This window comes from Methylocystis sp., assembly GCF_051061225.1.
Taxonomy (GTDB): Bacteria; Pseudomonadota; Alphaproteobacteria; order Rhizobiales; family Beijerinckiaceae; genus Methylocystis.
Window position 1 is genome coordinate 44,095 of sequence record NZ_JBPFEB010000148.1, and the last position, 23,513, is coordinate 67,607.

The 23,513-nt window shown below is 64.5% G+C and carries 26 protein-coding genes; 10 read left to right on the forward strand and 16 right to left on the reverse strand.

What is annotated here, in order from left to right; genetic code table 11:
• The first annotated feature begins 8 nt into the window (after window positions 1-8).
• Window positions 9-1,034: a UDP-glucose--hexose-1-phosphate uridylyltransferase gene (locus ACR652_RS25735; protein WP_434509322.1), complete on the forward strand. Its 1,026-nt coding sequence runs from the start codon at window positions 9-11 to the stop codon at window positions 1,032-1,034.
• Here ACR652_RS25735 and ACR652_RS25740 read toward each other — a convergent pair.
• From ACR652_RS25740 to ACR652_RS25770, 7 genes are all read right to left on the reverse strand, one after another.
• A complete protein-coding gene (locus ACR652_RS25740; protein ID WP_434509323.1) occupies window positions 1,031-1,492 on the reverse strand; it encodes a hydrogenase maturation protease in 462 nt (153 codons plus the stop codon). The genes ACR652_RS25735 and ACR652_RS25740 overlap by 4 nt on opposite strands.
• Window positions 1,489-2,781, reverse strand: a complete 1,293-nt coding sequence (locus ACR652_RS25745; protein ID WP_434509324.1) for a Ni/Fe hydrogenase subunit alpha — start codon at window positions 2,779-2,781, stop codon at window positions 1,489-1,491. Before ACR652_RS25745 ends, ACR652_RS25740 begins: the two co-directional genes overlap by 4 nt.
• Window positions 2,756-3,544 carry an oxidoreductase gene (locus ACR652_RS25750; RefSeq protein ID WP_434509325.1) on the reverse strand — a complete coding sequence of 263 codons (789 nt, stop codon included), beginning with the start codon at window positions 3,542-3,544 and terminating at the stop codon, window positions 2,756-2,758. The genes ACR652_RS25745 and ACR652_RS25750 overlap by 26 nt, the downstream gene beginning before the upstream one ends.
• A gap of 1 nt (window position 3,545) precedes the next feature.
• Window positions 3,546-4,388 (reverse strand): FAD/NAD(P)-binding protein, encoded by an 843-nt coding sequence (locus tag ACR652_RS25755; protein WP_434509326.1) that lies wholly within the window; start codon window positions 4,386-4,388, stop codon window positions 3,546-3,548.
• Complete coding sequence (locus ACR652_RS25760; protein WP_434509327.1) at window positions 4,381-4,842, reverse strand: cyclic nucleotide-binding domain-containing protein; 462 nt, start codon at window positions 4,840-4,842, stop codon at window positions 4,381-4,383. The genes ACR652_RS25755 and ACR652_RS25760 overlap by 8 nt, the downstream gene beginning before the upstream one ends.
• Complete coding sequence (locus ACR652_RS25765) at window positions 4,829-5,983, reverse strand: 4Fe-4S dicluster domain-containing protein (RefSeq protein WP_434509328.1); 1,155 nt, start codon at window positions 5,981-5,983, stop codon at window positions 4,829-4,831. Before ACR652_RS25765 ends, ACR652_RS25760 begins: the two co-directional genes overlap by 14 nt.
• 188 nt (window positions 5,984-6,171) lie before the next feature.
• Window positions 6,172-6,558 carry an HU family DNA-binding protein gene (locus ACR652_RS25770; RefSeq protein ID WP_434509329.1) on the reverse strand — a complete coding sequence of 129 codons (387 nt, stop codon included), beginning with the start codon at window positions 6,556-6,558 and terminating at the stop codon, window positions 6,172-6,174.
• Window positions 6,559-6,820: 262 nt separating this feature from the next.
• Here ACR652_RS25770 and ACR652_RS25775 point away from each other — a divergent pair, with 262 nt between their 5' ends.
• Window positions 6,821-7,270: a (2Fe-2S)-binding protein gene (locus ACR652_RS25775; RefSeq protein WP_434509348.1), complete on the forward strand. Its 450-nt coding sequence runs from the start codon at window positions 6,821-6,823 to the stop codon at window positions 7,268-7,270.
• Between the two features lie 11 nt (window positions 7,271-7,281).
• Window positions 7,282-9,462, forward strand: a complete 2,181-nt coding sequence (locus ACR652_RS25780) for a molybdopterin cofactor-binding domain-containing protein (RefSeq protein ID WP_434509330.1) — start codon at window positions 7,282-7,284, stop codon at window positions 9,460-9,462.
• On the opposite strand, the gene ACR652_RS25785 is transcribed toward ACR652_RS25780, so the two are convergent.
• The 6 genes from ACR652_RS25785 to ACR652_RS25810 all read right to left on the reverse strand — a co-directional run bounded on the left by ACR652_RS25785 (window position 9,449) and on the right by ACR652_RS25810 (window position 13,564).
• Window positions 9,449-10,060 carry a nucleotidyltransferase family protein gene (locus tag ACR652_RS25785; protein ID WP_434509331.1) on the reverse strand — a complete coding sequence of 204 codons (612 nt, stop codon included), beginning with the start codon at window positions 10,058-10,060 and terminating at the stop codon, window positions 9,449-9,451. The genes ACR652_RS25780 and ACR652_RS25785 overlap by 14 nt on opposite strands.
• Window positions 10,060-11,052 carry an XdhC family protein gene (locus ACR652_RS25790; RefSeq protein ID WP_434509332.1) on the reverse strand — a complete coding sequence of 331 codons (993 nt, stop codon included), beginning with the start codon at window positions 11,050-11,052 and terminating at the stop codon, window positions 10,060-10,062. The genes ACR652_RS25785 and ACR652_RS25790 overlap by 1 nt, the downstream gene beginning before the upstream one ends.
• Before the next feature lie 109 nt (window positions 11,053-11,161).
• Window positions 11,162-11,989 (reverse strand): HvfC/BufC family peptide modification chaperone, encoded by an 828-nt coding sequence (locus tag ACR652_RS25795; RefSeq protein WP_434509333.1) that lies wholly within the window; start codon window positions 11,987-11,989, stop codon window positions 11,162-11,164.
• A complete protein-coding gene (gene bufB, locus ACR652_RS25800; RefSeq protein ID WP_434509334.1) occupies window positions 11,986-12,831 on the reverse strand; it encodes an MNIO family bufferin maturase in 846 nt (281 codons plus the stop codon). The genes ACR652_RS25795 and bufB overlap by 4 nt, the downstream gene beginning before the upstream one ends.
• Window positions 12,832-12,920: 89 nt before the next feature.
• Window positions 12,921-13,202 (reverse strand): hypothetical protein, encoded by a 282-nt coding sequence (locus ACR652_RS25805; protein WP_434509335.1) that lies wholly within the window; start codon window positions 13,200-13,202, stop codon window positions 12,921-12,923.
• A gap of 74 nt (window positions 13,203-13,276) precedes the next feature.
• A complete protein-coding gene (locus ACR652_RS25810) occupies window positions 13,277-13,564 on the reverse strand; it encodes a hypothetical protein (RefSeq protein ID WP_434509336.1) in 288 nt (95 codons plus the stop codon).
• Between the two features lie 431 nt (window positions 13,565-13,995).
• Between ACR652_RS25810 and rpsA the strand changes: the two genes are divergently transcribed.
• From rpsA to rpsD, 4 genes are all read left to right on the forward strand, one after another.
• Window positions 13,996-15,729, forward strand: coding sequence for a 30S ribosomal protein S1 (rpsA, locus tag ACR652_RS25815; RefSeq protein ID WP_434509337.1), 1,734 nt, complete (start codon window positions 13,996-13,998; stop codon window positions 15,727-15,729).
• Between the two features lie 228 nt (window positions 15,730-15,957).
• Window positions 15,958-16,884: a hypothetical protein gene (locus ACR652_RS25820; RefSeq protein WP_434509338.1), complete on the forward strand. Its 927-nt coding sequence runs from the start codon at window positions 15,958-15,960 to the stop codon at window positions 16,882-16,884.
• A 78-nt stretch (window positions 16,885-16,962) separates the two neighbouring features.
• On the forward strand, window positions 16,963-17,325 hold the full coding sequence (locus tag ACR652_RS25825; RefSeq protein ID WP_434509339.1) for a hypothetical protein: 363 nt from the start codon (window positions 16,963-16,965) through the stop codon (window positions 17,323-17,325).
• 296 nt (window positions 17,326-17,621) lie between these two features.
• Window positions 17,622-18,239: a 30S ribosomal protein S4 gene (gene rpsD, locus ACR652_RS25830; protein ID WP_202072974.1), complete on the forward strand. Its 618-nt coding sequence runs from the start codon at window positions 17,622-17,624 to the stop codon at window positions 18,237-18,239.
• Window positions 18,240-18,390: 151 nt separating this feature from the next.
• On the opposite strand, the gene ACR652_RS25835 is transcribed toward rpsD, so the two are convergent.
• The 3 genes from ACR652_RS25835 to ACR652_RS25845 form a co-directional block, all read right to left on the reverse strand.
• Window positions 18,391-19,740, reverse strand: coding sequence for a carbohydrate porin (locus ACR652_RS25835; protein WP_434509340.1), 1,350 nt, complete (start codon window positions 19,738-19,740; stop codon window positions 18,391-18,393).
• A gap of 212 nt (window positions 19,741-19,952) precedes the next feature.
• Window positions 19,953-20,624, reverse strand: a complete 672-nt coding sequence (locus tag ACR652_RS25840; RefSeq protein WP_434509341.1) for a DUF5765 domain-containing protein — start codon at window positions 20,622-20,624, stop codon at window positions 19,953-19,955.
• An 89-nt stretch (window positions 20,625-20,713) separates the two neighbouring features.
• A complete protein-coding gene (locus ACR652_RS25845; RefSeq protein WP_434509342.1) occupies window positions 20,714-21,331 on the reverse strand; it encodes a hypothetical protein in 618 nt (205 codons plus the stop codon).
• A 75-nt stretch (window positions 21,332-21,406) separates the two neighbouring features.
• Here ACR652_RS25845 and ACR652_RS25850 point away from each other — a divergent pair, with 75 nt between their 5' ends.
• The 3 genes from ACR652_RS25850 (at window position 21,407) to ACR652_RS25860 (ending at window position 23,361) form a co-directional block, all read left to right on the forward strand.
• Window positions 21,407-21,916, forward strand: coding sequence for an invasion associated locus B family protein (locus tag ACR652_RS25850; RefSeq protein ID WP_434509343.1), 510 nt, complete (start codon window positions 21,407-21,409; stop codon window positions 21,914-21,916).
• Between the two features lie 95 nt (window positions 21,917-22,011).
• Window positions 22,012-23,091, forward strand: a complete 1,080-nt coding sequence (locus ACR652_RS25855) for a hypothetical protein (RefSeq protein ID WP_434509344.1) — start codon at window positions 22,012-22,014, stop codon at window positions 23,089-23,091.
• A gap of 147 nt (window positions 23,092-23,238) precedes the next feature.
• Entirely contained in the window at window positions 23,239-23,361 is a 123-nt protein-coding gene (locus ACR652_RS25860) for a hypothetical protein (protein WP_434509345.1), read from the forward strand.
• Window positions 23,362-23,513 lie beyond the last annotated feature (152 nt).

A 23,513-nucleotide genomic window follows, 5' to 3' on the forward strand; every position in this document is an offset into this window, starting at 1 on the left:
ACGCCGACATGCTTCGCCTGCAACATGATTCACATCGCCGGCTCAACGCCCTCACAGGCGAATGGGTGCTTGTCTCGCCGCACCGGACCAGCCGTCCATGGCAGGGCCAGACGGAAGCGAAGGCCGAGACCGCCATCCCCGCCTATGACCCCGGCTGCTACCTGTGCCCGGGCAATCTGCGCGCCAATGGCGAGCGCAATCCGGCTTATGACGACGTCTTCGCCTTTACCAATGACTTCGCTGCGCTGCTGCCGGAATCGCCGCAGGAGGAGATCGACAACAACGGACTGCTCGTCGCAAGGGGCGAGCCCGGCGTCTGCCGGGTTGTCTGCTTTTCACCGCGCCATGATCTGACGCTGTCGCGCATGAGCGTGGGGGAGATCGAGAAGGTCGTGGAGCTGTGGCGCGCGGAATTTACAGCTCTCGACGCCGATCCGCTTGTCGGCGCGGTGCAGATCTTTGAGAATCGCGGCGCGATGATGGGCGCCAGCAACCCGCATCCGCATTGCCAGATCTGGGCCACGCACAGCGAGCCCAATGAATTGGTCAAGGAATCGGCCCGCCAGCGCGGCTATTACGCGGCGCGTGGCAGTTGCCTTCTGTGTGATTATCTTTCTCTCGAGCTCGAGCAGGATGCGCGCATCGTCTGCGCCAATGACGGTTTTGTCGCGCTCGTGCCCTTCTGGGCCACCTGGCCTTTCGAGACCATGCTGTTGCCGCGCCGTCATCTGGTCGCGCTCGATGAATTCACGGCGGAAGACTCGCGGGCGCTCGCGGACATTCTCAGCCAGATCACCCGCTGCTACGACAACCTCTTTGCGACGCCCTTCCCTTATTCGATGGGCTTTCACCAGCGGCCGAGCGATGGCGGCGCGCATCCGCACTGGCATTTCCACGGCCATTTCTACCCGCCGCTGCTGCGCTCGGCGACGATCAGGAAATTCATGGTGGGGTTCGAATTGCTGGGCTCGCCGCAACGGGACATCACGCCGGAAAGCGCGGCCGAGCGGCTCCGCGACGCCTTGCCGCGTTAAGCCAATCTCGCAATCTCTTTGATCAGCATGCTCGCGACGGCGTCAACGGAGCGGCCGACAGGCTCGGAAAGCGGCGCGCCCATATCGAAACGCGCGGCTTCGATTGCATAGACGATGCAGTGGCGGGGCAAGCGTCGGAGCGTCTTCGCCAGCGCCAGCGCCTCGGCGAGACCGAAGCCATGCGACGACAGCCCATAGGCCGCTTCGGGCAAATCCGTTTGCGTGACGTCGATGCGGCGCACGCTTCCGGCCGCCGCGCCTGACACACAGGCGTCGATCAGATAAACCGCTTGCTCACTTTCTATCAGCGACAGCAGCGCCGTCGCCTCGCCCTCCGTCTCGACGACACGCACATTCGAGAGGTTGCGCTGGCTGATCCGCCGCGCGACGGCCCGGCCAGCGCCGTCGTCGCCGCGCGTGGGATTTCCCACGCCGATGACGAGGATGGGCGCGCTCACCCCCGGTCCATTTCCAGCCGAAGGAAATGCGTGGCGCAGGAGATGCAAGGGTCGTAGTTTCGCACCGTCTGCTCGCAGCGATGCCGCAACGCCTCATCCGGCAAATCGAGGAAGCCGCCGACAAAGTCGATCAGATCCTGTTCCAGGCAGGCCTGATTTTGCGAAGTCGGCGGCACGATCTGGGCGTCGGTGATCGTTCCGGCGTCGTCGATATGGTAGCGGTGATAGAGAAGCCCCCGCGGCGCTTCGGTCGCCGCATAGCCAACGCCCGCGCGCGGCTCAACCGGCACGAACGGCCGCTCGGGCTCCTCATACACGTCAATGACCCGAAGCGCCTCGTCGCAGGCGTAAAGAATTTCCACCGCGCGCACCATGATGCTGCGGTAAGGGTTGCGGCACTCGCGGCCGAGGCCGATTTCCCGCGCGATCTCCTGCGCGAGCGGCGAGAGCTGATCAAAGGCGAGATTGAAACGCGCGAGCGGCCCCGTCAGATAAGACCCGCCGCCATCACGAAAGTGAGATTGCAGCGCGGTCGAATGGGCGACATGCGACTCTACAAAATGAGAGTCATAATCGGCGGCCGGAATATCGAGGCCACGACTCGAGACGATGCGCCCCTCGTTGAAGGGATATTCCGACGGATGCTTCAGCGTGACGAAGGTGTAATCGCGCTCGCGTTCCGGAAAATCAAATGTCGCCACCCAGCGCGCCGTCTCGATCGCCGCCTCCCGCGCCCATTTCAGCCGTTCGGCCAGCGGCGCCAGTTCGCGCTTGCGCGGGGCGCGGTGAAAACCGCCGACGCGGACGTTGATCGGATGAATTTCCCGTCCCCCAAGCAACTGCAAGATTTCGTTGCCGACCTTCTTGAGTTGCAAGCCGCGCGTGACCGCCTCGCCGTGATCGCGCGCCATCTGAACGCCGCCGTCGTAACCCAGGAAATCAGGCGCGTGCAGCATATAGACATGCAGCGTATGCGACTCGATCCATTCGCCGCAGTAAAGAAGCCGCCGCAACTCACGCAACGGCCCGTCGACCGTCACGCCCAGCAGATCTTCCAGCGCATGCACGCCGCTCATCTGATAGGCCACGGGACAAATCCCGCAGATGCGTGCGACAATGTCCGGCGTCTCGGCAAAATGGCGCCCGCGCAGAAACGCCTCGAAGAAGCGCGGCGGCTCGAAGATATTGAGCTCGGCGCTTTGAACCCGGCCGTCGCGCACGACGACCTTCAGCGCGCCCTCACCCTCGACGCGCGCGAGGAGGTCAACCTTGATCGTCTTGCGCGTCATGACGTTCGCTCTCCTTGCGGAACGGTTCAGCGTTGGCGTTGAAGGTGCGATAGATGCGCTCCAGCGCCTTTTCGTCCAGCCCCATGCCCGCGAGCCAGCCGCTCAGAGAGGGGGCGTTCGGCGTCTCCTTCGGGCCGAAACAGCCGTAGCACCCCCGGTCATAGGACGGACAGAGCGCGCCGCAGCCGGCATGCGTCACGGGCCCCAGGCAGGGCGTTCCCGTCACCATCACGCAGACATTGCCTTTGAGCTTGCATTCGATGCACACGCTCTGCGCCGGCGTGTTCGGCCGCCGCCCGGCGAGAAAGGCGGAGATCACATCGACAAGCTGCGCCTTGTTGATCGGGCAGCCTCGCAATTCGAAATCCACCGTCACATGCTCGGCGATGGCCGTCGAGGTCGCGAGCGTTTCGATATATTCGGGGTGGGCATAGACAATGCTTGCATATTCACGCACGTCGGCGAAATTGCGCAGGGCCTGAATGCCCCCCGCCGTCGCGCAGGCGCCGATGGTGACAAGCTTCTTCGAACGGCGCCGCACGTCGTGAATGCGCTCCGCGTCATGCGGGGTCGTGATCGACCCCTCGACCAGCGAGAGATCATAGACGCCTTTCACCTCGCCACGCGTCGCCTCGGGAAAATAAGCGAGTTCCAGTGCGCCGGCGATTGCGAGGAGCTCGTCCTCGCAATCGAGCAGGCTCAGTTGGCAGCCGTCACAGGACGCGAATTTCCAGACGCCGAGACGGGGCTTGCGATGCGGCATGTCAAAGCTCCTTCACGCCGAGGAGCGGCTTCAGCCGGCGATAGGTGAAGACGGGACCGTCGCGGCAGATGAACGTCGGCCCAAGCTGGCAATGACCGCAATGACCAATCGCGCATTTCATGTTGCGCTCCATCGACAGATAGACGCTCTCTTCGGGAACGCCCTTGTCGAAGAGCGCCATGGCGACGAAGCGCATCATGACTTCGGGTCCGCAGACCATGGCGATCGTCCTGGCGGGATCCATCGCGAGTTGCGCGATGAGGGTGGTGACGACGCCGACGCGTCCGCGCCAGTCGGCGCCCGCGTGATCGACGGTCACCTCGACGTCAATGTCGAAACGCCCGCGCCAGCTTTCGACCTCATGACGAAAGACAATGTCTTCCGGGCGCCGCGAGCCAAACAGCAGCGTGACCTTTCCGTAACGCGTCCGCTCGCCGAGGAGACGGTAGAGCGCCGGCCTCAATGGCGCCATGCCGAGGCCGCCGGCGACGAGCACCACGTCCTTGCCTTCGGCGGCGGCCATCGGCCAGCCCACGCCGAAAGGTCCGCGCACGCCAATCGGATCGCCGGGGCCAAGCTCGGTCAGCGCGCGCGAGACCGGGCCCACCGCACGAATCGTGTGGATCAGCCGGTCCGCCGCGGGATCGCCGCTCATGCTGATCGCCGCCTCGCCGACGCCGAAGGCCGTGAGCATGTTGAATTGCCCCGGCGCATAATCGAAATGCGCGCCCCCGGCCACTTCCAACTCGAGAGTCCAGGCGTCCGGCGCGTCGTGACGGCGACGGCGCACATGCGCGACCTGCGGAACCATTGGCGCGGCCGAAGCTTTGGAAATGTCAGACATGCGCGTTGTAGAGATCGAGAAACTGAAGCCGCGTGGTGTGCAGGCGGTCGATCACAATGGGCATCAGACGTTTCATGATGTCATAGCCCATGTGGTGATCGGCCTCGCATTTCCCGCGCAGGCACTTGCCGTCCATGGCGATGACGCGCGTGAGATCGAGCGCCCTCGCGTCATAGGTCCAGCGATAGGGCGGCACGAGCCAGTTGACGCCGAACACCTCGCCCGGCCCGAGCGTGAGAAACGTCGCGGCCCCGCGCCCCGGCGCCGAGACCTGCAACGCCACGCGCCCTTCGCGCAGGAGATAGAACTGATCCGCCGGATCGCCCTCATGGGCGATGAACTGCTCCGCCTCGAAGCGCGCGTTCCTGGCGCAGCCGCAGGCAAGTTCGAGGAACGTCTTGTCGAGACCCTCGAAGAAGGGGTGCCCGGACAGAATGCGCTCAAGAGTCTCCATGGCCGCCTCCCGCCGTCTCGCTCGCGCTGATGGCGTTGGTTTCCTCGGTGATGTCGATGCCCACCGGGCACCAGGTGATGCAGCGGCCGCATCCGACGCAGCCAGAGGTCCCGAACTGCTCATGCCATGTCGCCAGCTTGTGCGTCATCCACTGCCGGTAACGGGACGAGACCGTCGGCCGCACCGAGCCGCCGTGGATGTAGGAGTAATCCATGGTGAAGCAGGAATCCCAGCGCCGGTCGCGGGCGCTTTCCACGCCCATCAGATCGCCGTGCTCCTCGACGGTGGTGCAGAAACAGGTGGGGCAGACCATGGTGCAATTGGCGCAGGACAGGCAGCGCTGCGCCACCTCCTCCCAACGCTGATGCTGAAGATTGCGCATGAGCAGCGCCGGCACGTCCTCCTGCGGCATGGCGCGCCCCATATTGGCCGCCGTGCGCGTGACGATCGCCTCCGCCGCGTCGATGTCCGCCTGCGTCGCGGGGCGCGCGGGCAGTTGCGCCAGCAGCGCCGCGCCTGCGGGCGAGCCCGCCTCGATCAGAAACGCGTGGGCGTCGTCGGAAATGATTTCCGTCAATAGGAGGTCGAAGCCGCGCGTGACCTTCGGCCCGGCCTCCATCGAGACGCAAAAGCAGGTTCCGCCCGCCTTGCCGCAGTTCAGCGCAACGAGAAAGGCATTCTCGCGGCGCGCCTGATAATGGGGATCCACGTACTCCCCGCCCGTCAGCACCCGGTCCTGGATGGCGATGGCCGCAAGCTCGCAGGCGCGCACGCCAATGAACGCGACCGCCGGCGCCTCGGGGGCCGGCGCCTCGACCGTCACGTCCTGTCCCCGGCGTTCGGCCCGCCACAGACGAAGCGCGGGAACATGCAGAAACTTCTTCCAGGAGTGCGGACCGACCGCAAAGCCGAACAGGGCGCCATCGTCGCGCGGCCGCAAGGCGTAGCGCCCCGGCTCCTGTTCGTCGGTCATGCCTTTCGGCAAATCCTGAACGCCGTCGATCTCGTCATAGACGATCGCACCGCCCGCGACGGCGGGGCCGATGACGCGGCGGCCTTCGCCGCGCAGCGCGCCGATCAGGGCGTGAAGCCCCTCGACGTCGATGACGCGCGCAGCCGGAGGAAGAGGTTCGGTTTGCATTGCCAGAGACCCGGAGCCTGGTGTTCCGCTCAATATAGCTCTGAATTGCAAAAATCAGGCGACGCCCGCGCTGGCCCGGCGCCTGGACCGGGCAGGCATGAAAAAGGCGGCGGCCGTCTTGCTTGAGAGCGGCCGTCGCCCTGGAGGCCGGCTGGCGCAACATCCGCCGGCGGAACCTCAGGCGCCCCTTACTTCGAGGCTGCGGTCTTCAGCTTGGAAAGGGCGCGAATCTTGACGCGCACGCTTGCCGGCTTCGCCGCGGCCTTCACCATCTCGCCGGTCGCGGGATTGCGCACGAGCGTGCCGGCCTTGCGCGCCGGAACCTTGCGCAGCGTCACCTTCAGCAGGCCCGGCAGGGTGAACTCGCCCACGCCCTTGGGATGCACCGAGCCGAGAAAGGCGTTCTCGATCGTCGCATAAACGGCGGCGGCCGTCTTGCGCGGCAACTCGTTTTGCTCGGCGATATGATTGATCAGCGCCGCCTTCGTCATGGTCTCCTTGACCGGACGGATGCTGGGCGCCTCGGCCTTGCTGACCTTGGTGGTCGCAGCCTTGGTGGTTTTCGCCTTGGCCATCAGAATTCTCTCCTCGTCGCAATCGGCCGCCACATGCTGCGAGCCTCAGCCAACAGCAAATTGCTAACGATTTGCATGATGATTCGCAATCAGACCCGCTCATTCCCCTTGTTTTTACGCCTGCTTTTTTGTCGCTCCCGCGAAATCGACCCGGAATGAGCGCGTGAATCGACGCGCCGCGGGCGCAGGCGGCTTGGCCAAAATTGCTTATTTTGCTAGGATTTTCGCTGCAAGGCAGACCCTGCGGCGAAGAGGAATCGATATGACCGGCTTGTTGGTCAACGGGCAAAAGATCGACGTCGATGCGGAGCCGGACACCCCCCTGCTCTGGGCAATCCGCGAAAATCTCGGGCTGACGGGCACGAAATACGGCTGCGGCGTGGGCGCCTGCGGCGCCTGCACAGTGCTCTTCGACGGCGCCGCGGTGCGCGCCTGCACGGTGACGACGGCCGACGCGGCAGGCAAAAATATCACGACCATCGAGGGGCTTGCGAATGACGGCGCGCTACATCGCGTGCAACAGGCCTGGCTGGACGCGGATGTGCCCCAATGCGGCTACTGCCAGAGCGGCATGATTCTGTCGGTCGTGGCTTTGCTAAATGAAAAGCCTCAGCCAAGCGACGACGACATCGACGCGGCCATCACCAACATCTGCCGCTGCGGCACGTTCCAGCAGGTTCGCGCGGCGATCCATGCGGCCGTGAAGGCGTGAGGGAGACCGACATGCGCAACGCCTTGCCGAACGCCCTGCCTCTTGGCCGTCGCGAGTTCATCGCCGGCGCCGCCGCGCTCGGCGGCGGTTTTTCGCTGGGCCTCACCCTCCCCGCGCCGGCGGATGCTGCGTCGTCCGCGCCGGAGATCAACGCCTGGATCGTGGTGCGCCTCGACGACACGGTCGTCATCCGCGTGGCGCGCGCCGAAATGGGCCAGGGCACGCTGACCGGCCTCGCGCAGCTTGTCGCCGAGGAACTAGATTGCGACTGGTCGAAAGTGACGACCGAGTCGCCCACTCCGGGCCAGAGCGCGGCGCGCGGACGCGTGTGGGGCGATTTCCTCACCGGAGGCAGTCTGGGCGTCCGCAAATCGCAGGATTACATGCGCAAGGCCGGCGCGATCGCGCGCGCCATGCTGATTCAGGCCGCCGCCGATCAATGGAATGCGCCCACCGCCGAATGCACGGTGGACAGGGGCGTGATCACGCACGGGGCCTCCGGGCGCTCGGTGAGCTACGGCAAGGTCGCCGAGGCCGCGGCGAAACTCACACCCCCGGCGGATGCGCCGCTGAAGGACCGGCGCGACTGGAAGATCGCCGGCAAGGGGATGAAGCGCCTCGACACGCGCGACAAGATCACCGGCAAGACCGTTTACGGCGTCGACGTCAAACTGCCGGGGATGCTCAACGCCGCCATAAAGGCCTGCCCGGTGTTCGGCGGCCGGCTCGCAAGCTACGACGAGAGCAAGATCGCCAATTTGAAGGGCGTGAAGAAGGTGGTCCGCGTCGACGACACGGCGGTGGCGGTGGTGGCCGACACCTGGTGGCGCGCCAAGACGGCGCTGGACGCGCTCCCGATCGTCTGGGACGAAGGCCCGAATGCGAAAGCCTCCAGCGCCGGGACGGCCAAGTGGCTGGCCGAGGGGCTCGACAAGGCCCAACCCGCCGTCGCCGGTCATCGCAAGGGCGACGCCGGCGCGGCGATCGCCAGCGCCGCCAGAACGGTCGAGGCGGTCTACAGCTATCCGCACCAGAATCACGCGCAGATGGAGCCGCTCAACGCGACGGTGCTCTACACGCCGGAGACATGCGAAATCTGGACGAGAACCCAGAACGCGGAATCGACGCGGGAGGCCGTCGCCGCGGCCGCCGGCCTGCCGATCGAGAGATGCGACGTGCACGCGGTGATGCTGGGCGGCGGATTCGGACGGCGGCTCTTCAATGACAATGTGCGTCAGGCCGTGCTGATCGCCAGGGAGTTCCCCGGCGTTCCGGTGAAGCTGCTGTGGTCGCGCGAAGAGGACATGACGCACGGGGCCTATCATCCGGTGACGCAATGCAAGCTCGTCGGCGCTTTCGACGCGGGCAACAGGCTGACCGGCTTCCACATGCGCATCTCGGGACAGTCCATCTCCGCGAGCGTCATGCCGCAATGGGTGAAGGACGGCCTCGATCCGGCTGTCTTTCAGGGCCTCTCCGGCGCCGGCGAGGCGCAGCTCGGTTATGACTTCCCCAATCTCCTGATCGAGCATGCGATGCGCAATCCCTCCGTGCCGCCGGGATGGTGGCGGGGCGTGAACATCAATCAGAACGCCATCTATCTCGAATGTTTCATGGACGAGCTGGCGCAGGCGGCGGGCGAGGACCCGCTCGCCTTCCGCCGCAAGCTGATGTCGAAACAGCCCAAGCAGCTCGCCGTTCTCGACGCCGTCGCCGAGCGGGCTGGCTGGGGCAAGCCCGCGCCGGAAGGGGTGTATCGGGGCCTCGCCTCCTTCATGGCGTTCGGCAGCTATGTGGCGGCCGTGGCGGAAATCTCGGTGCTGCCCGGAGACAAGATAAAAATCCGCCGCATCGTGGCGGCGACCGACCCCGGCCAGATCGTCAACCCGGCGCAGGTGGAGCGGCAGATCGCCGGCTCCTTCGTTTTTGGCCTGTCGGCGCTGTTCCATGGCGGGATCACCATCAAGGACGGGCGCGTCGAGCAGCAGAATTTCGACAGCTACGATTCGATGCGGCTGAAGGACATGCCGAAGGTCGAGTGCATTCTGGCGCCGAGCGGCGGCTTCTGGGGCGGCGTCGGCGAACCGACGATCTGTGTCGCCGCGCCCGCCGTGCTCAACGCCTATTACGCGGCGACCGGCAAGCGCATCCGCAGCGTTCCGCTCAAGGATTCGAACATCAGCTTCGTCTGATCGGGGCGCGAAACTTGTCCAGATCGGCGGGGGCGTCGACATCCGCCAGCACGCCGTCGTCGTCGACGGCGCATTCGAGGACCGAGTCGTCCGCCGCCAGCAGGCGCCGCGCGCCTTCGTCGCCCCGAAGCGTCTCGACGCGGGGAAAGAGCGCGCGCGCCAAGAGGACGGGATTGCCACGCCGGCCGTTGCGCAGCGGCACAATGGCGCTGGCGCCCGGCGCGACCGCGAATGCGTCGATCAACGCATTGACGGTTTCCGCTCGCACGCCGGGCATGTCGCCGAGCAGCACGACGACGACATCCGCTTCACCGACGACGGCGAGGCCCGCGCGCAGCGACGCGGCGAGGCCGCTGGCGAAATCCGGGTTATGGGCAAAAACGACCGGCAGCCCGTCCAGCGCCGCCTCGACGGCCGCCCTGTCATGGCCGATCACGACGATCGTCCGGCAGGTTCTCGCGCCGAGCGCCGCCTCCACCGCGCGCCGCAGCACGGGCCGGCCGTCGAGATCGGCGAGAAGCTTGTTGCCGAAGCCGCCAAAGCGGCGGCCCTGCCCCGCCGCCAGCACGATCGCGGCGATGCGCGGCGAGACGCCCATCACGCGCCCTCGCCCGGCTTGCGCAGCGGCTTTTGCCCCCGCGCGAGGATCAGCTCCGCGAGAATGGAGACGGCGATTTCAGCGGGTGTGACCGCCGAAATATCGAGGCCGACGGGCGCCCGCAGCCGCGCCAGCGCCGCCGGCGTCACGCCCGCCGCGGCCAACCGCTCGGCCCGCCGCCGCTGCGTTGCGCGCGACCCGAGCGCGCCGACGTAGAAGCAGGGAGACGCCAGCGCCAGACGCAGGGCTGGATCGTCGATCCTGGGATCGTGGGTCAATACGGCGACGGCCGTGAAAGCGTCGAGACCGATCTCCGGAAGCGCGTCCTCTGGCCAACGCACATCCAGCAGCGCGCCGGGGAAGCGCTCGGCGGCGGCATAGGCGGCGCGGGGATCGAGGATGAGGACGTCGAACCCCGCCAACCGGGCCATCGGCGCCAGCGCCTGCGCCACATGCACCGCGCCGACGAGAATGAGGCGCGGCCCCGGGAGGTAGAGATTGACGAAAAGCCGCCGGCCGTCCCGGGCGATGAGGCCCGCGCGCTGATCCGCCGTTGCGGCGACTTCTCCCGCCGCCAGCAGTTGCGCGGCGCCGCCGTCGAGCGGCGTCGCCAGCGCGCAGGGACGGCGCGCGGCCGTTTCAGCGATGATCCTGGCGAAAAGGGCGGCGCGTTCATCGTCGACCCGCTCCACATGGACAGCGATGCGTCCGCCGCAGGACAGGCCGACCCGCCATGCCGTCTCATCGGCGATGCCGAATTCCAGACAGCGCGGAGCGCCGTCGGCGATGCAGTCCAGCGCGGCCGTGATGACCTCTCCCTCGACGCAGCCGGCCGACACGGAGCCGCAGAAAAGTCCGCTCTCCTCCACGACGAGATGCGCGCCGACCGGCCTCGGCGCGGAGCCGAAGGTTTCCGTCACCGTGGCGATGGCGACCCCACGCCCGGCGCGCCGCCACTCTTCGGCCTGACGCAGGATCTCGCCGTCGCTCACGGGAGCTGTCGGATGGGAGGCTGCCATGTAACTCGCGCGAGAAGGGATCGGCTTCTCTTATAGAGTTTTTCCGAATTAGAGGGAATCGCCCGCGAAGGCGTCGCCGCCCTCACGCCTTGAGCGACACGCCCGTGATCAGGCCGTCCTCGAACCAGCTTGCGAGAAATTGCGCCAGGCGTTGCGGCTCGATCTCGCCGGCGTGCTGGAACGCGGCCATATGGCAGATGTCGCCGAAGGCATGCCCCGCCCGCGCCTCGTTGAGCGCCAGATATTCATCCGCCTCAAGCTCCCGGAAGACGGTTTCCTCATTGCAGCGCCAGATCGCCACGGTCTCCAGAGCGTCGGGGTCGGGCGCCTGCCCATCGTCGGCGGCGGCCGCCTCATCGCCGCCGTCCCCCTCCTCCGCGTCCATTGCGAGATAGGCGGCCAAAGTCCCGGCCGACAATTCGAGCAGATGGAGGCTCGGATGAAAGGCGAAGACGAGGCCGGGCGACTCCTCGGGCGCGAAGGCGGCGAGCGCCTGAACGGTCAGCGACGAGGCGTCGGGAGCGTCGAAAGCGTCCACCATCGCGCGCTCGAACAGCGCCATGGACACCGCCCGCTTCTCCTCGCGCCAGCGCTCCGCCGCAGCCATGTAATCCGGCAGACCGGTCGTATACCAACGCGCATTGCGGTCCCGGGGCGGATTGGCGTCGATGAACTCCCGGATCAGCGCCTCGAAGACCTCCTCGCCGAGAAGGGACCGCAGGCCGGGATGGTCCTCGTGGAAAAACCCCTCGAGCCGAAGGCGATAGCCGGACTGATAGACATGGAGCAGTTCGTCCCGCCCGGCGCCGCGCCCCGATTCGCGAAGCTGGGCGATCAGCGGCGCGTCGTCCGTCCCCGCCCCGGCGAGGAGACGCGACTGGAACAGCGCCTGAAACGCGGCGAGCTTCATGCGGCGCTCAGCGCGCCATTGGCGCCCGCGCGGGCGTCGATGTCCCGCATTGTCTGCAATTCGTCGAGAAGCTCGGAAAAGGGCGGGAAATTGTCGTCGCGCTCGATCATGGCCGAGACGTCCCCGAAGCGGCGGCGCGCGCGCTCATAAAGCGCCCAGACCTCGTCACAGACCGGCTGATCGTGGGTGTCGACCCGATGCGTGCCCTTGTCGGTATGGCCGGCCATGTGGAACTGCACGACGCGGTCGACGGGAATGGCGTCGATGAAGGCCTCTGCGTCGAAGCCGTGATTGAAACTTGAGACGAAGACATTGTTGACGTCGAGCAGCAACAGGCAGTCGGCGCGCTCGGCCATTTCCTTCACGAATTCCTGCTCGCTCATCTCGGAGGCGAGGAAGGACACATAGGACGAGGCGTTCTCCACCACCAGCGGCCGCTTCAGATAGTCCTGAACGCGGCAGATGCGTTCGACGACATGGGCGAGCGCCTCGCGCGTATAGGGAATGGGCAGAAGGTCGTGCAGATTGAGGCCATGCACGCCCGTCCAGGCGACATGGTCGGACACCCAGGCCGGCTCGACGCGCTCGATCAGCGCCGCGAGGCGGGCGAGATAGTCGAAATCGAGCGGGTCCGTCGAGGCGAGCGACATCGATACGCCATGCATGACGACCGGATAATCGGCGCGTATGGCGTCGAGCATGGACAGCGGACGGCCCCCGTCCACCATGTAGTTTTCCGAAATGATCTCGAACCAGTCGACCGGCGGGCGCGTCGACGCGATCTCATCGAAATAGACCGGCCGAAACCCCAGACCATATCCGAGTGGCGCTGGCTTCTGCATGTCGCGGCGTCCCTCGCCCGAAGGCCCTTCGCGCCCCGCGCGGGGGCCGACCGGCGCCGGTTCCCGCCTCGGGAGCCGGCGCTCAGAGCTTACTTGCTATGGCACTTGCTCTTCATGTTGCAAGAGCCCTTGCTGTGGTGGCAGGCGGACTTGTGATGGCAGCTATGATGGCAGCCGGCCTTGCTCTTGCCGGCATTGTGCTTGCAGACGCCGGTCTTGGTCATGCAGGCGGTCTTGCCGCCGCAGGAGCCCTTGGCCATGGAGCAGGCATGCCCGCCATGGGCGGCGGCCGGCGAGACGACCGCGCCGCTCAGCGCCAGGCCAACGGCGGCGGCGGCGAGCGCCGAACCCGAAACGATCTTCGTCTTCATATGTTTCTCCTCTGCAAAAACGCCCCTTTGGGCGGAAACGGCGCCGCTTCTCGGAAGAGACGCCACAAGCTTCTTCACTTGCCGTCGGCCGGCTTGCCCCCCTCGGGCGTCGCGGATTCCGTTTTCGCCGGCTCCGCCCTGACGGCCTCGGCCGGCTTCGCGTCCGCGGGCTTTTCCGCGGCGGCCTTGTCGTCCCCCTTGCTCATGCCGGGGCAGCCATTCTTGCCGCCGCAATTGTGCTTTTCAGCCGCCGGCCGGGCCGCCTGATGCTTGCCCTTGGCCTGCGCCGGGACCGCGCCGGACAACGCGAGAGACACCGTCGCCGCCGCAAGGGCCGCTCCGCCCAGAATATTTGCTTTCATTCAGTCTGCTCTCCAGAATCGCAGCGCAGGCAAACGCTACGCCGCAGATTGCCAGATTACCATCGAGCCTCCGCTTCGCCAGCGGCGATTTCGCCAAAGAACGCCGCGGAATCGGACCCTGCGCGGCGATTTTTGCGTCGCAATAACGGATTTTTGGCGATGCAGCAACGAAGGCCCGGCGGCGCCGCTTGCCGTAGGCGCCGCACGCTGTTAGATAGCAGCCGCGCGACAAGGTTTTCGCCCTGGAGGGGGAGAGCGCCTCGCCGCGTCCGTCACCTGGTTTTCGACGATCGGGCCGCGCCGGCCAGTTCGTTTTTCGAGCTTTTCGTCTCCCCGCCCCGCTGCGCCGCGAGACGTTCCGACCGCCGAAAGCCGACCGCAACGCAAACCTTTCGCCGGCGCCGCCCCGACCGGGGCCTCCAGGAGAAAAAATGTCCGCTACGACCGATCGCGCCCCCACGCGCGAAGATTTCGCCGCCCTGCTCGAGCAGAGCTACGGCGACAACGAGGCTTTCGAGGGTTCCGTCATCAAGGGGCGCGTCGTCGCCATCGAGAAGGACGTGGCCGTCATCGACATCGGCCTGAAGACCGAAGGCCGCGTGCCCCTCAAGGAATTCACCGGCTATGGCCGCGACCCCGCCCCCGGCATCGGCGAAGAGGTCGAGGTCTATCTGGAGCGCGTCGAGAACGCGCTGGGCGAAGCCGTCATCTCGCGCGACAAGGCGCGTCGTGAAGAGAGCTGGGTCAAGCTCGAAAAGGCCTTCGAGACCAATGAGAAGGTCGAGGGCGTCATCTTCAATCAGGTCAAGGGCGGCTTCACCGTCGACCTGGACGGCGCCGTGGCGTTCCTGCCGCGCTCGCAGGTCGACATCCGTCCGATCCGCGACGTCGGCCCGCTGATGAACGTGCCGCAGCCGTTCCACATCCTGAAGATGGACCGCCGCCGCGGCAACATCGTCGTCTCGCGCCGCACGGTGCTGGAGGAGAGCCGCGCCGAGCAGCGTCACGAGATCGTCGCCAACCTCGAAGAGGGGCAGGTGATCGACGGCGTCGTGAAGAACATCACCGACTACGGCGCCTTCGTGGACCTCGGCGGCATCGACGGCCTGCTGCATGTCACCGACATCGCCTGGCGCCGCGTCAATCATCCGTCCGAGGTGCTGACCATCGGTCAGACCGTCAAGGTGAAGATCATCAAGATCAATCACGAGACGCACCGCATCTCGCTCGGCATGAAGCAGCTTCTCGAGGACCCGTGGCAGGGCATCGAGGCCAAGTATCCGATCGGCGCGAAGTTCCATGGCCGCGTGACCAACATCACCGACTACGGCGCCTTCGTGGAGCTGGAGCCGGGCATCGAGGGTCTTGTTCACGTCTCCGAGATGAGCTGGACCAAGAAGAACGTTCACCCCGGCAAGATCGTCTCGACCAGCCAGGAAGTCGACGTTCAGGTTCTCGAAGTCGATCCGGTCAAGCGCCGCATTTCTCTGGGCCTCAAGCAGACCCTGCAGAATCCGTGGGAGGCCTTCGCCGAGAAGCACCCGGTCGGCTCGACCGTCTCGGGCGAGGTCAAGAACAAGACCGAGTTCGGCCTGTTCATCGGCCTCGACGGCGATGTGGACGGCATGGTCCATCTCTCCGATCTCGACTGGAACCGTCCGGGCGAGCAGGTCATCGAAGAGTACAAGAAGGGCGACGTCATCAACGCTCAGGTTCTCGACGTGGACGTCGAGAAGGAGCGCATCTCGCTCGGCGTCAAGCAGCTCGCGGGCGATCCCTTCGCCTCCGTCAGCGGCGGTGAGGACGGCGAAGTCAAGAAGGGCGCCGTCGTCACCTGCGAGGTGATCGAAGTCAAGGACTCCGGCATCGACGTCAAGATAACCGGCACGGACCTGACGACCTTCATCAAGCGCAGCGAACTCGCCCGCGACCGCGCCGACCAGCGCCCCGAGCGTTTCGCCGTCGGCGAGAAGGTCGACGCCCGCGTGACCCTGTTCGACCGCAAGGCCCGCAAGGTCGCCGTGTCGATCAAGGCGCTGGAAGTCGCCGAAGAGAAGGAAGCGATCGCCCAGTTCGGCTCCGCCGACTCCGGCGCCTCGCTCGGCGACATTCTCGGCGCGGCCCTGAAGGCCCGCGAGGCTGGCTCCAAGAAGGGCAAGGAGTAATCCTGCCCCCGATCTGTTCGACCCCGCGCGCCGCGCGGGGCCGGCCACAACGAACCCCGGCCGCGCGCCGGGGTTTTTTTTCGCCCGCGCGTCACCAGGACGGCGCGTAACCTTCCATTCACCATGAACAAATTCGTTTGTCGGCGTTAACCTTAGTTTCTTCCAAACCGCGCACTATCCGGGCAGCGGCAATTTTGGCGCGCGTTGTGCGCGGCGCGGAGTAGCGTGATGAGTGCGAACACTCTCGACCACGATCATGTGTTTGGGGCCTATCGGGGCCCGATCCACGCCCGCCCGAAGGGCGCTCGCGCAGCTCTCGGGATGGGCGTCGGCGCCTGCGTCATCCTGGCCGCCGCCGCGCTCTTCGCCCGTCCCGCCGTCCCGCCGCGCGCGGTCGCCGGAGCCGACGCGCCGCCGGTCGCCGCCGCCCCCGCCAAGATCGCCGCCAAGGCGAGCATGGGCAACCAGGCCGCTCCCGACGCCCAGGCCCCGGCGCTCGACATTGAGGCGCCCGAATTCGAGCGCGAGAAGAAGGTTGCGAGCGTCGCCCAGAACCGGGAGGGCGAGGAGCGGGTCGACAGCGTGACGGCAGGTCAGTTCGCGCTGGGCGCACCCTTTCTGCGCGTTGACATTCACCCCGAACTCGACCCCTCCGCGACCAATCCCGACTTCTTTCTGGACATGACCCGCCATGCGCGCGCCGTGGGCCTCAATGTCGCGAAAATCGGTCAGCGCTCGACGCTTTCGACGCGTTTCGGCGCCTTCGAGACCGCCGACATCCGACTCTCCCAGCCGGGCGGCGAGGGCGTGGACGCGAGCGAGCGCGCCTGCCTCGCGACGCGCCTGCTCGATCCGAAAGTGCCGCTGGAAATCGCCGCCATCGCCTGCGGCTCCGCGACCAGGCCGATCGACCGGGTCTCTCTCGCCTGCATTCTCGACAAGGTGACCTATTCGGCCGGCAGCGACAACAAGGCGCTGAACGACTTCTTCCTCAACGCGGAAATCGCGCGCGGCAAGGGTTGCGTCAATGTTTCGCGCGACGACCTGACCGCCTCGATCCCGCGCAAGGCCGGCGCGAAGCCGGTCGCCCAGACACGGAAATCCCGAACCGTCGCGCGCGCTTCCGCGATTCACCCTGAGCCCACGAAAAACTGACGCTCGCGACGCGCCGGGTCGCTTTTGCCGCCGGGTGCTATATGATGTCCGTGAAGCGTCGAGCCTGAGAGGATGGAGATGCGCAAGGGACTTATGCTTTCGGTGGGCCTCGCCTGCCTGGTCGCGACGGCCGCGGGCGGAGAGGCGCTCGCCAAATCGCGCGCTCACCAGCCTGCCGCCTATGCCGTTTCCCAGAGCCGGCTGGCGGTCGCTGGCCGCGGCCCGATCGACGTCGAGCGCCGGAGCTGGCTCGATCCGGGCACGAAGGTGCCGGTCGGCAGCACGAACCGCTACATGCTGCAGCAAACCTATTACAACAAGGACCCGATCCAGTCGTCGCAGCGGAGCTGGTACATGCAGGAAACCCTGCCGCAGCGTCCGCCCTACAACGCCGACATGATCGTTCCCTATGAGGAAGGCCTGCCCTTCAGCCTGTTCTAGGACGGGTGGAAAGGCTGACGCCGGCCGCTGAGTAAGCGGCTTGACTTGGGGAGCGCATTCCTTTAGCTCCCCACCAACCCTGCGCGGAAAGCCGCGCCGGGCCATGCACCCGTGGCGTTCAACGAGAACGCCTGTCGGCCGGGTTTCCGGCAGAGGAGGGCGCGTTCCCAACCCGGCGCCGCCGGGAGCAGCGGGAGACGCGATTGCGACATTGGCGCGCGAGGACTTGGCCTCGGGCGTGTGATCGCTGTTTCGCCTCTCGCCGCCGGACGCGGCCATGAGAGGACGAAAGTAAAGTGACGAAGCGCGCAGAAGCCAAATACAAGCTCGATCGCCGCCTGGGCCAGAACATCTGGGGTCGCCCGAAGAGCCCCGTGAATCGCCGCGAATATGGCCCCGGCCAGCACGGCCAGCGCCGCAAGGGCAAGCTCTCCGACTACGGCACGCAGCTGAAGGCGAAGCAGAAGCTCAAGGGCTATTACGGCAATATCTCCGAGAAGCAGTTCCGCAAATATTACGCCGAAGCCATTCGCATGAAGGGCGACTCGGGCGACAACCTCATCGGTCTGCTCGAGCGCCGTCTCGACGCGGTCGTCTACCGCGCGAAATTCGTGCCGACGGTTTTCGCCGCGCGCCAGTTCGTCAACCACGGTCACATCCGCGTCAATGGGCGCCGGGTCAACATCCCGTCCTATCTGGTGAAGGTCGGCGACGTGATCGAGGTGAAGGAGTCCTCGAAGCAGGCGGTGACCGTGCTCGAGGCCGTCGGCCTCGCCGAGCGCGACGTGCCCGAATATTACGACGTCGATCACTCCAAGATGACCGCCAAGCTCTCCCGCGTCCCGCACGCGACGGAAGTGCCCTACCCGGTCCAGATGGAGCCGAACCTCGTCATCGAGTTCTATTCGCGTTAACGGCTGTTCGCGTCGAATAACGCGACATCTCGAACTCAGAAAATCAGGCGTCAGCATGCAAATGCTGACGCCTTGTTTTTTGTGCCGCGCCGCGAAGCAGATGCTCCTCGCCCGCGACGGCAAAATCGGGCATGTCGTGATGCGCTGGCCCTCAGAATCGGACCAGCGATCTCAAGCCGAACACAAGCGCGTATCGCAAAGCCGGTGTTCCCCCAGCGTCTTTTGGATCGGCCATGTTTCCCCCCGGATGCATGATGAACTGGATATCTGGCTGAAGAGACCAGCCTGCCGCCATCCTGGCGATATAGGTGACCTCCACCAGTTCTTCCGACGATCTGACAGGCCGCAATGAGTTGCTGAAAAACGCCGTGTCGTAATCAAGATTACGCGCCGCGCTGGAAATCCTCGTGTAACCAAATCCTATCCCGAAAAGATCGTCGGGACGGTTGTCCATAAAGCCGATGAAAGACACTCCGGCATCAGCGGACAGACTCACCACATTGCGATCATCAGGCGCCGCCCCGGCGCGCAGGAAGACTCCGGCCCCACGTCCGGGACCGATCCCCGCGCCGATCTGTTGATCAAGAATCGCGTAGACGCCGAAATTTCCCCGCAGCGATCGCGCGACGCCCGCGCCGTTCGGATCGGCCAGGGATAAGGAGTCGACCCCCCAATGTTGATCGGCGAACGAGCCGAAATGCCGCCAGCCTCCAAGTTTGAAGACACCGCCGAGACCGTTCAGGTCGTATTTGATCTGCGCTTCGGCAATAAGGAGCGCCGGGTCTTTCAACCGAAACTGAAGACCGTTCGGGTTCCGGCGCTGCGGATCGGGGTTTCCGAACAATCCCATGGGCGGGGCGGCGTCGCCGTTCAGAGCCGCCGCCATGAATGTCAGGCGATCAGTGAAATTGACCGCGACTCGCGCGCCCAGACTCGCCAGCGGATATGCCGGGCCACCATCCGGGAGATTGGTCGCGGCATAAACTGGCCACCCAAAAGCGCCGTTGATGAAAAGCGTCGCCCAGATCGGAAACATAAACTCCTGGTCGGCCGCCATTTCACCGGCACGGATGCTCAAAAAGCCGTTTAGAAAATCCTTTTGCAGCCACAATTCGTAAAGCCGTGCGGCTCGAGACGCCTCGATGTTGGAAGGAGGCATGAGCGAACCAACATATAAAAAATCTATTCCACGCCCGTGAATCTCCAGAGCGCTCGCGTGAAGCGTCAAACCTTGTGCTCCAGCAATTTTCTCGAAATCCGCGTCGAGCGAAAGCCGGAAACGACCATCGTAAGCTGTTCCGCTCTTCAAGCCGCCGGTCGCGTTTGTGAAGATCTCGCCAATATATTTGCCCATTACGCGAATGCCCCGTTCCTGAAGCCTGTCCCGCGCCGCTTTCATCGACGGGCCGGGTTCGGGGACTGCCGTAAAGATGGAACGTGATTCTTCCGGGTCGAGCGGAGGTGGTGTCGGATCGTGCCGGTCTTTGGCTGATTGCCCCATTGCGGCGCCTGAGCCCGCGAGACATCCAACCACGACAATCCGAACCAAGCGCCAAAGTGACATTCTGGTCACCCAAAGGAGCGCCGCTTATTCAAACCGTTCTCACTGGCTTTGTGACGTAAGGCGCATCAGCTCATTATAAACTTGAACTTGACCATGAACAAGATCTGACGCGGGTCCACCTCAGGCATTTGCTTGCTGCAAAGCGCGCCTCATCGCCGCCACTCGAACTTCTGCCGGAAAACGGGATTGAGGGCCATGAGCACGAGACCGAGAGAAAACAGGCACCAGACGGCTGGCACCTCGTTGACGTTCCCCGTGAGTTGCGCCGCCAGCAGCGGCCCGAAAATGGCGTGAAACAGCGTAAATCGCCACGCGCCATAAAGCAGCGGCACAAGAAACGAGACGATCATGTAAGACGGAAATCCCCATTTCATCCCGATCATCTGATCAATGTGAACGAGGAGACCGTTGTAGGGAACGTTCCACGCCAGGTGCCAATTTCCTGAAACCGTGCACAAGGGCGAGCCACAAAGGTTGACGTGTGGCTCGCAGGCTCCCGCCCATGCAAAAGGGTAGAGCTGCAACAGCATGATCGCTGAAGACACGCCGCACAGCGTATAGACCGGGATGCGCGCCCGTCGCCTGACCTCTTTGGGGACAAGTTCGAGCGAAAACGCGTTGATGAAAAATGGCTGGAAAACGATGTGGAGGATGGAGAGCAGCGTGATCGCCTGATTGACCGGATTGTCGCACTGGTTGATCACCAGATAACCGGCCAGTTGGAGCGCCTCCATCAAGGTGAACCAGGCGATCGCCACCGAGAAGGCCACTGGGACCTTGCGGCGGATGGTTATGACGGTTGCTGCAACACCAATGCCCACGATCGTGGCCGAAACGCCTGGTCCCCAACACATAAAGGCGCTCCTCCACTTTTCGTTGCAGGATGACCCAACGGCGCAGCTTTGGCAACTCAGCTTGCTGAAGAAAAACCGCTATTTATCCGCCCAAACGCTGTGGCGGCCTGCAAAAATGTTGAGATTTGCGGTTCGTTATGAGTCAATAGCCCATCCGATTCGACAAAGATCGGCTGACGATTCGGCAAGAGGCGGCCCATTTTCGTCTTTCGGAAATCCTCGGATGGTTTCCGGGGAATGATATTCGATAGGTTTACAAGCGAAGGATGGCGTTCTGCATCCTGCTGAATTCCCGGCGCATGGACGCCTGCGCCAATGTCCCGACAGGCTGGATGAAACTCCAGACGACAGCAAGCGCTGGCTCGAAGTTTGCGACCGATCGGCTGCCGGGAGTGGATTGGTGGCCTGACAAATGCGCTTGTGTGGCGCGAGACTGTCGAGGCGGCGGAGAAAAACTGGTTTTGAGCGATTTCAGGAGTCCTCGGACGATGAGACTGAAAAATTGCGATATTGCCATGACCATTCCCCAGATTCTGGCCCTTGTGGCTGTTTTCTTTCTTTTTGGCCGCGCCGCCGCGCTCCTCTTTCGACAGGCCCCGCCGTTGTAATCTCCCAAGGCAGACAGAGGGCGGCGACGACGCGCATCCCCTGATTCCACGGTCATCCAGCGCCATCTCTGGCAAGTGCGCGCCTGTGGCGCGTATGATCACAATCGTGGACGCGAATCGTCGAGGACCACAGGATCGGACATGCCCAGAATAGTCGGACTCACCTGCGCGGCGGCCGCTCTCTCGGCAGGGCTGGCGCTCGCGCTCGGCGCGGCCCATGCGGAAGATACCGCCAAGACAAAGTTTGGCGCATGGGAGTTGCAATGCCAGACGCCGGCAGGCTCGAAAACCGAGCAATGCGCTCTGACCCAGACCATTCGATCAGAGGACAAGGCAGATTCCAGCCTCGGCGTCATCGTCGTCAAACCTGCCGAGATCAAGACGACGGTCCTGCGCGTGGTCGCGCCGCTCAATGTGTATCTGCTCAACGGCGTCAGCCTGAAGATCGACCAGACGGACATTGGGAGAGTTCCGTTTTTCAGATGCTCGCCGGGCGGGTGCCTCGCGGACGCGCCGCTCGATGATCAGCAACTCAACCAATTGCGAAACGGGAAGCTTGCGACGCTCGTCATCTATCTCGATCCCTCCGAGGGACTGAGACATCAGGTGAGGCTTGAAGGATTCAAGCAGGGCTATGAGAAGCTTCGGTAGGATTCAACCAACGACGCAAGCAATACCTGTCTCTCATAAAAGCTACATGGAAGCCCCCTATCTCCCGGAATGTTCAACCGGGTGGAGGGGCCCCCATGAAAGCCATCACATCTATCGCGTCGATATTCGTCGGCGCCTCACTGATTTGTTCGACAGCTTTCGCCGAGGATAAAAAGCCGGCGATCGCCGTGTTTGGCGACTGGCCTTACAATAATTTTCTTCTGGAGAACGCCTCGCGACTTGTCGACTCCGTGAACTCCGACCCTTCTGTCAGATGGGTTTTGCATGTCGGCGACATCCACTCGGGTTCACAGCCCTGCACCAGCGCGAAAATTCTTCGTCCCATCAGCACATCCAATCCGGGCTGGAACCAGTCGGTTTTTGCGCAGTTTCAGAAATTCAAATCGCCGCTCGTCTACACTCCTGGCGACAACGAATGGTCAGATTGCCATAAAACCAAGGAAGGCAAGAGTGGGCAGCCGCTCAAGGAACTGACCGCCGTACGCGAATTGTTCTTTGCGAGGCCCGGCAAGACCCTCGGCCTGGAAGAGAAGGACGTCTGGTCACAGGCCGAAAAGGCCGACAAGGCTTTTCCCGCTGATGCGAAGTTTGTCGAAAATGTCATGTGGTACGACTTCGGGGTCGTTTTCGTGACGCTGAATGTCCCCGGCTCGAACAATGATACGCGGCCATGGACGAATGGCTTCGAGGACGCCGCGCATGCGACGGAAGTTCAGGAAAGGACAGACGCAAACATCCGCTGGCTGAAAAAGGCCTTCGACATGGCTCGTCTGTCGCTTGCGCGCGGCGTCGTGATCGCCATACAGGCGGATATGTGGGACCCGGAGGCGCTCCTCTCTGGCGGGGACGGATTGGACGCCTACACGCCCTTCGTCCAGCAATTGTCAGCTTCCGTGAGACAGTTTGGCCGGCCCGTCCTTTTGCTGAACGGCGACTCGCATGTCTTCAAGGCCGACCGGCCGCTCGCCGACCCGCAAAGCGCGTCGGGTCAGGTCCACAAGGTTCCCGCGACGCCAAACCTGCAGCGGATCGTCGTCCAGGGATCGACCACAGCCCCGGCCGAATGGCTGCGGCTGACGCTCGATCCGACGTCCCGCGACGTTTTCAGTTGGACAAACGTGCCGTACTGCGCGGATCCCACCGGGGCCTGCTAGCCTTTCCCGGAACGTCACACAGGCTCTGACCGGCGATTCCGGGAGACGCGGAGTCGCCGTTTCCTTTGGCATGCTCTAAGAAGGCGGTCCTCGGAATCGCCGCCCCGCCGCGCCTGAAGCGGGGCGGGCTATGGCGCGGAGGCGGACGTGATCCGGTTGTGCGACGGCGGCCCCATGGGACGCCTGAAGATCCTTTACAGACTCCTCGCCGCCCTTGCGGCGCTCTCCGCATTGGTCGCGCTGGCGCCGCAACTCGGTCAATCCGGTTAGCGGCGCGTCCCGCTAGTGTCCTGTCTCTCAAATATCGACTATTATCGAGTTGCAATGGATTTGCATGATGGAGGGCTGCCATGGCGCGGCCAATCAAGCGGCTCGAGACGGAGCCCGCGGTAGCGGAAGAGTTACGGCGTCGGTTGCGTTCG

What these genes read in the sequence shown, in the direction of transcription:
- ACR652_RS25735 (WP_434509322.1), top strand. Translation starts at nt 9, where the DNA reads ATGCTTCGCCTGCAACATGATTCACATCGCCGGCTCAACGCCCTCACA.
- ACR652_RS25745 (WP_434509324.1), bottom strand. Translation starts at nt 2,781, where the DNA reads ATGACGCGCAAGACGATCAAGGTTGACCTCCTCGCGCGCGTCGAGGGT.
- ACR652_RS25750 (WP_434509325.1), bottom strand. Translation starts at nt 3,544, where the DNA reads ATGCCGCATCGCAAGCCCCGTCTCGGCGTCTGGAAATTCGCGTCCTGT.
- ACR652_RS25755 (WP_434509326.1), bottom strand. Translation starts at nt 4,388, where the DNA reads ATGTCTGACATTTCCAAAGCTTCGGCCGCGCCAATGGTTCCGCAGGTC.
- ACR652_RS25760 (WP_434509327.1), bottom strand. Translation starts at nt 4,842, where the DNA reads ATGGAGACTCTTGAGCGCATTCTGTCCGGGCACCCCTTCTTCGAGGGT.
- ACR652_RS25765 (WP_434509328.1), bottom strand. Translation starts at nt 5,983, where the DNA reads ATGCAAACCGAACCTCTTCCTCCGGCTGCGCGCGTCATCGACGTCGAG.
- ACR652_RS25770 (WP_434509329.1), bottom strand. Translation starts at nt 6,558, where the DNA reads ATGGCCAAGGCGAAAACCACCAAGGCTGCGACCACCAAGGTCAGCAAG.
- ACR652_RS25775 (WP_434509348.1), top strand. Translation starts at nt 6,821, where the DNA reads ATGACCGGCTTGTTGGTCAACGGGCAAAAGATCGACGTCGATGCGGAG.
- ACR652_RS25780 (WP_434509330.1), top strand. Translation starts at nt 7,282, where the DNA reads ATGCGCAACGCCTTGCCGAACGCCCTGCCTCTTGGCCGTCGCGAGTTC.
- ACR652_RS25785 (WP_434509331.1), bottom strand. Translation starts at nt 10,060, where the DNA reads ATGGGCGTCTCGCCGCGCATCGCCGCGATCGTGCTGGCGGCGGGGCAG.
- ACR652_RS25795 (WP_434509333.1), bottom strand. Translation starts at nt 11,989, where the DNA reads ATGAAGCTCGCCGCGTTTCAGGCGCTGTTCCAGTCGCGTCTCCTCGCC.
- bufB (WP_434509334.1), bottom strand. Translation starts at nt 12,831, where the DNA reads ATGCAGAAGCCAGCGCCACTCGGATATGGTCTGGGGTTTCGGCCGGTC.
- ACR652_RS25805 (WP_434509335.1), bottom strand. Translation starts at nt 13,202, where the DNA reads ATGAAGACGAAGATCGTTTCGGGTTCGGCGCTCGCCGCCGCCGCCGTT.
- ACR652_RS25810 (WP_434509336.1), bottom strand. Translation starts at nt 13,564, where the DNA reads ATGAAAGCAAATATTCTGGGCGGAGCGGCCCTTGCGGCGGCGACGGTG.
- rpsA (WP_434509337.1), top strand. Translation starts at nt 13,996, where the DNA reads ATGTCCGCTACGACCGATCGCGCCCCCACGCGCGAAGATTTCGCCGCC.
- ACR652_RS25820 (WP_434509338.1), top strand. Translation starts at nt 15,958, where the DNA reads ATGAGTGCGAACACTCTCGACCACGATCATGTGTTTGGGGCCTATCGG.
- ACR652_RS25825 (WP_434509339.1), top strand. Translation starts at nt 16,963, where the DNA reads ATGCGCAAGGGACTTATGCTTTCGGTGGGCCTCGCCTGCCTGGTCGCG.
- ACR652_RS25835 (WP_434509340.1), bottom strand. Translation starts at nt 19,740, where the DNA reads ATGGGGCAATCAGCCAAAGACCGGCACGATCCGACACCACCTCCGCTC.
- ACR652_RS25845 (WP_434509342.1), bottom strand. Translation starts at nt 21,331, where the DNA reads ATGGCGCTGGATGACCGTGGAATCAGGGGATGCGCGTCGTCGCCGCCC.
- ACR652_RS25850 (WP_434509343.1), top strand. Translation starts at nt 21,407, where the DNA reads ATGCCCAGAATAGTCGGACTCACCTGCGCGGCGGCCGCTCTCTCGGCA.
- ACR652_RS25855 (WP_434509344.1), top strand. Translation starts at nt 22,012, where the DNA reads ATGAAAGCCATCACATCTATCGCGTCGATATTCGTCGGCGCCTCACTG.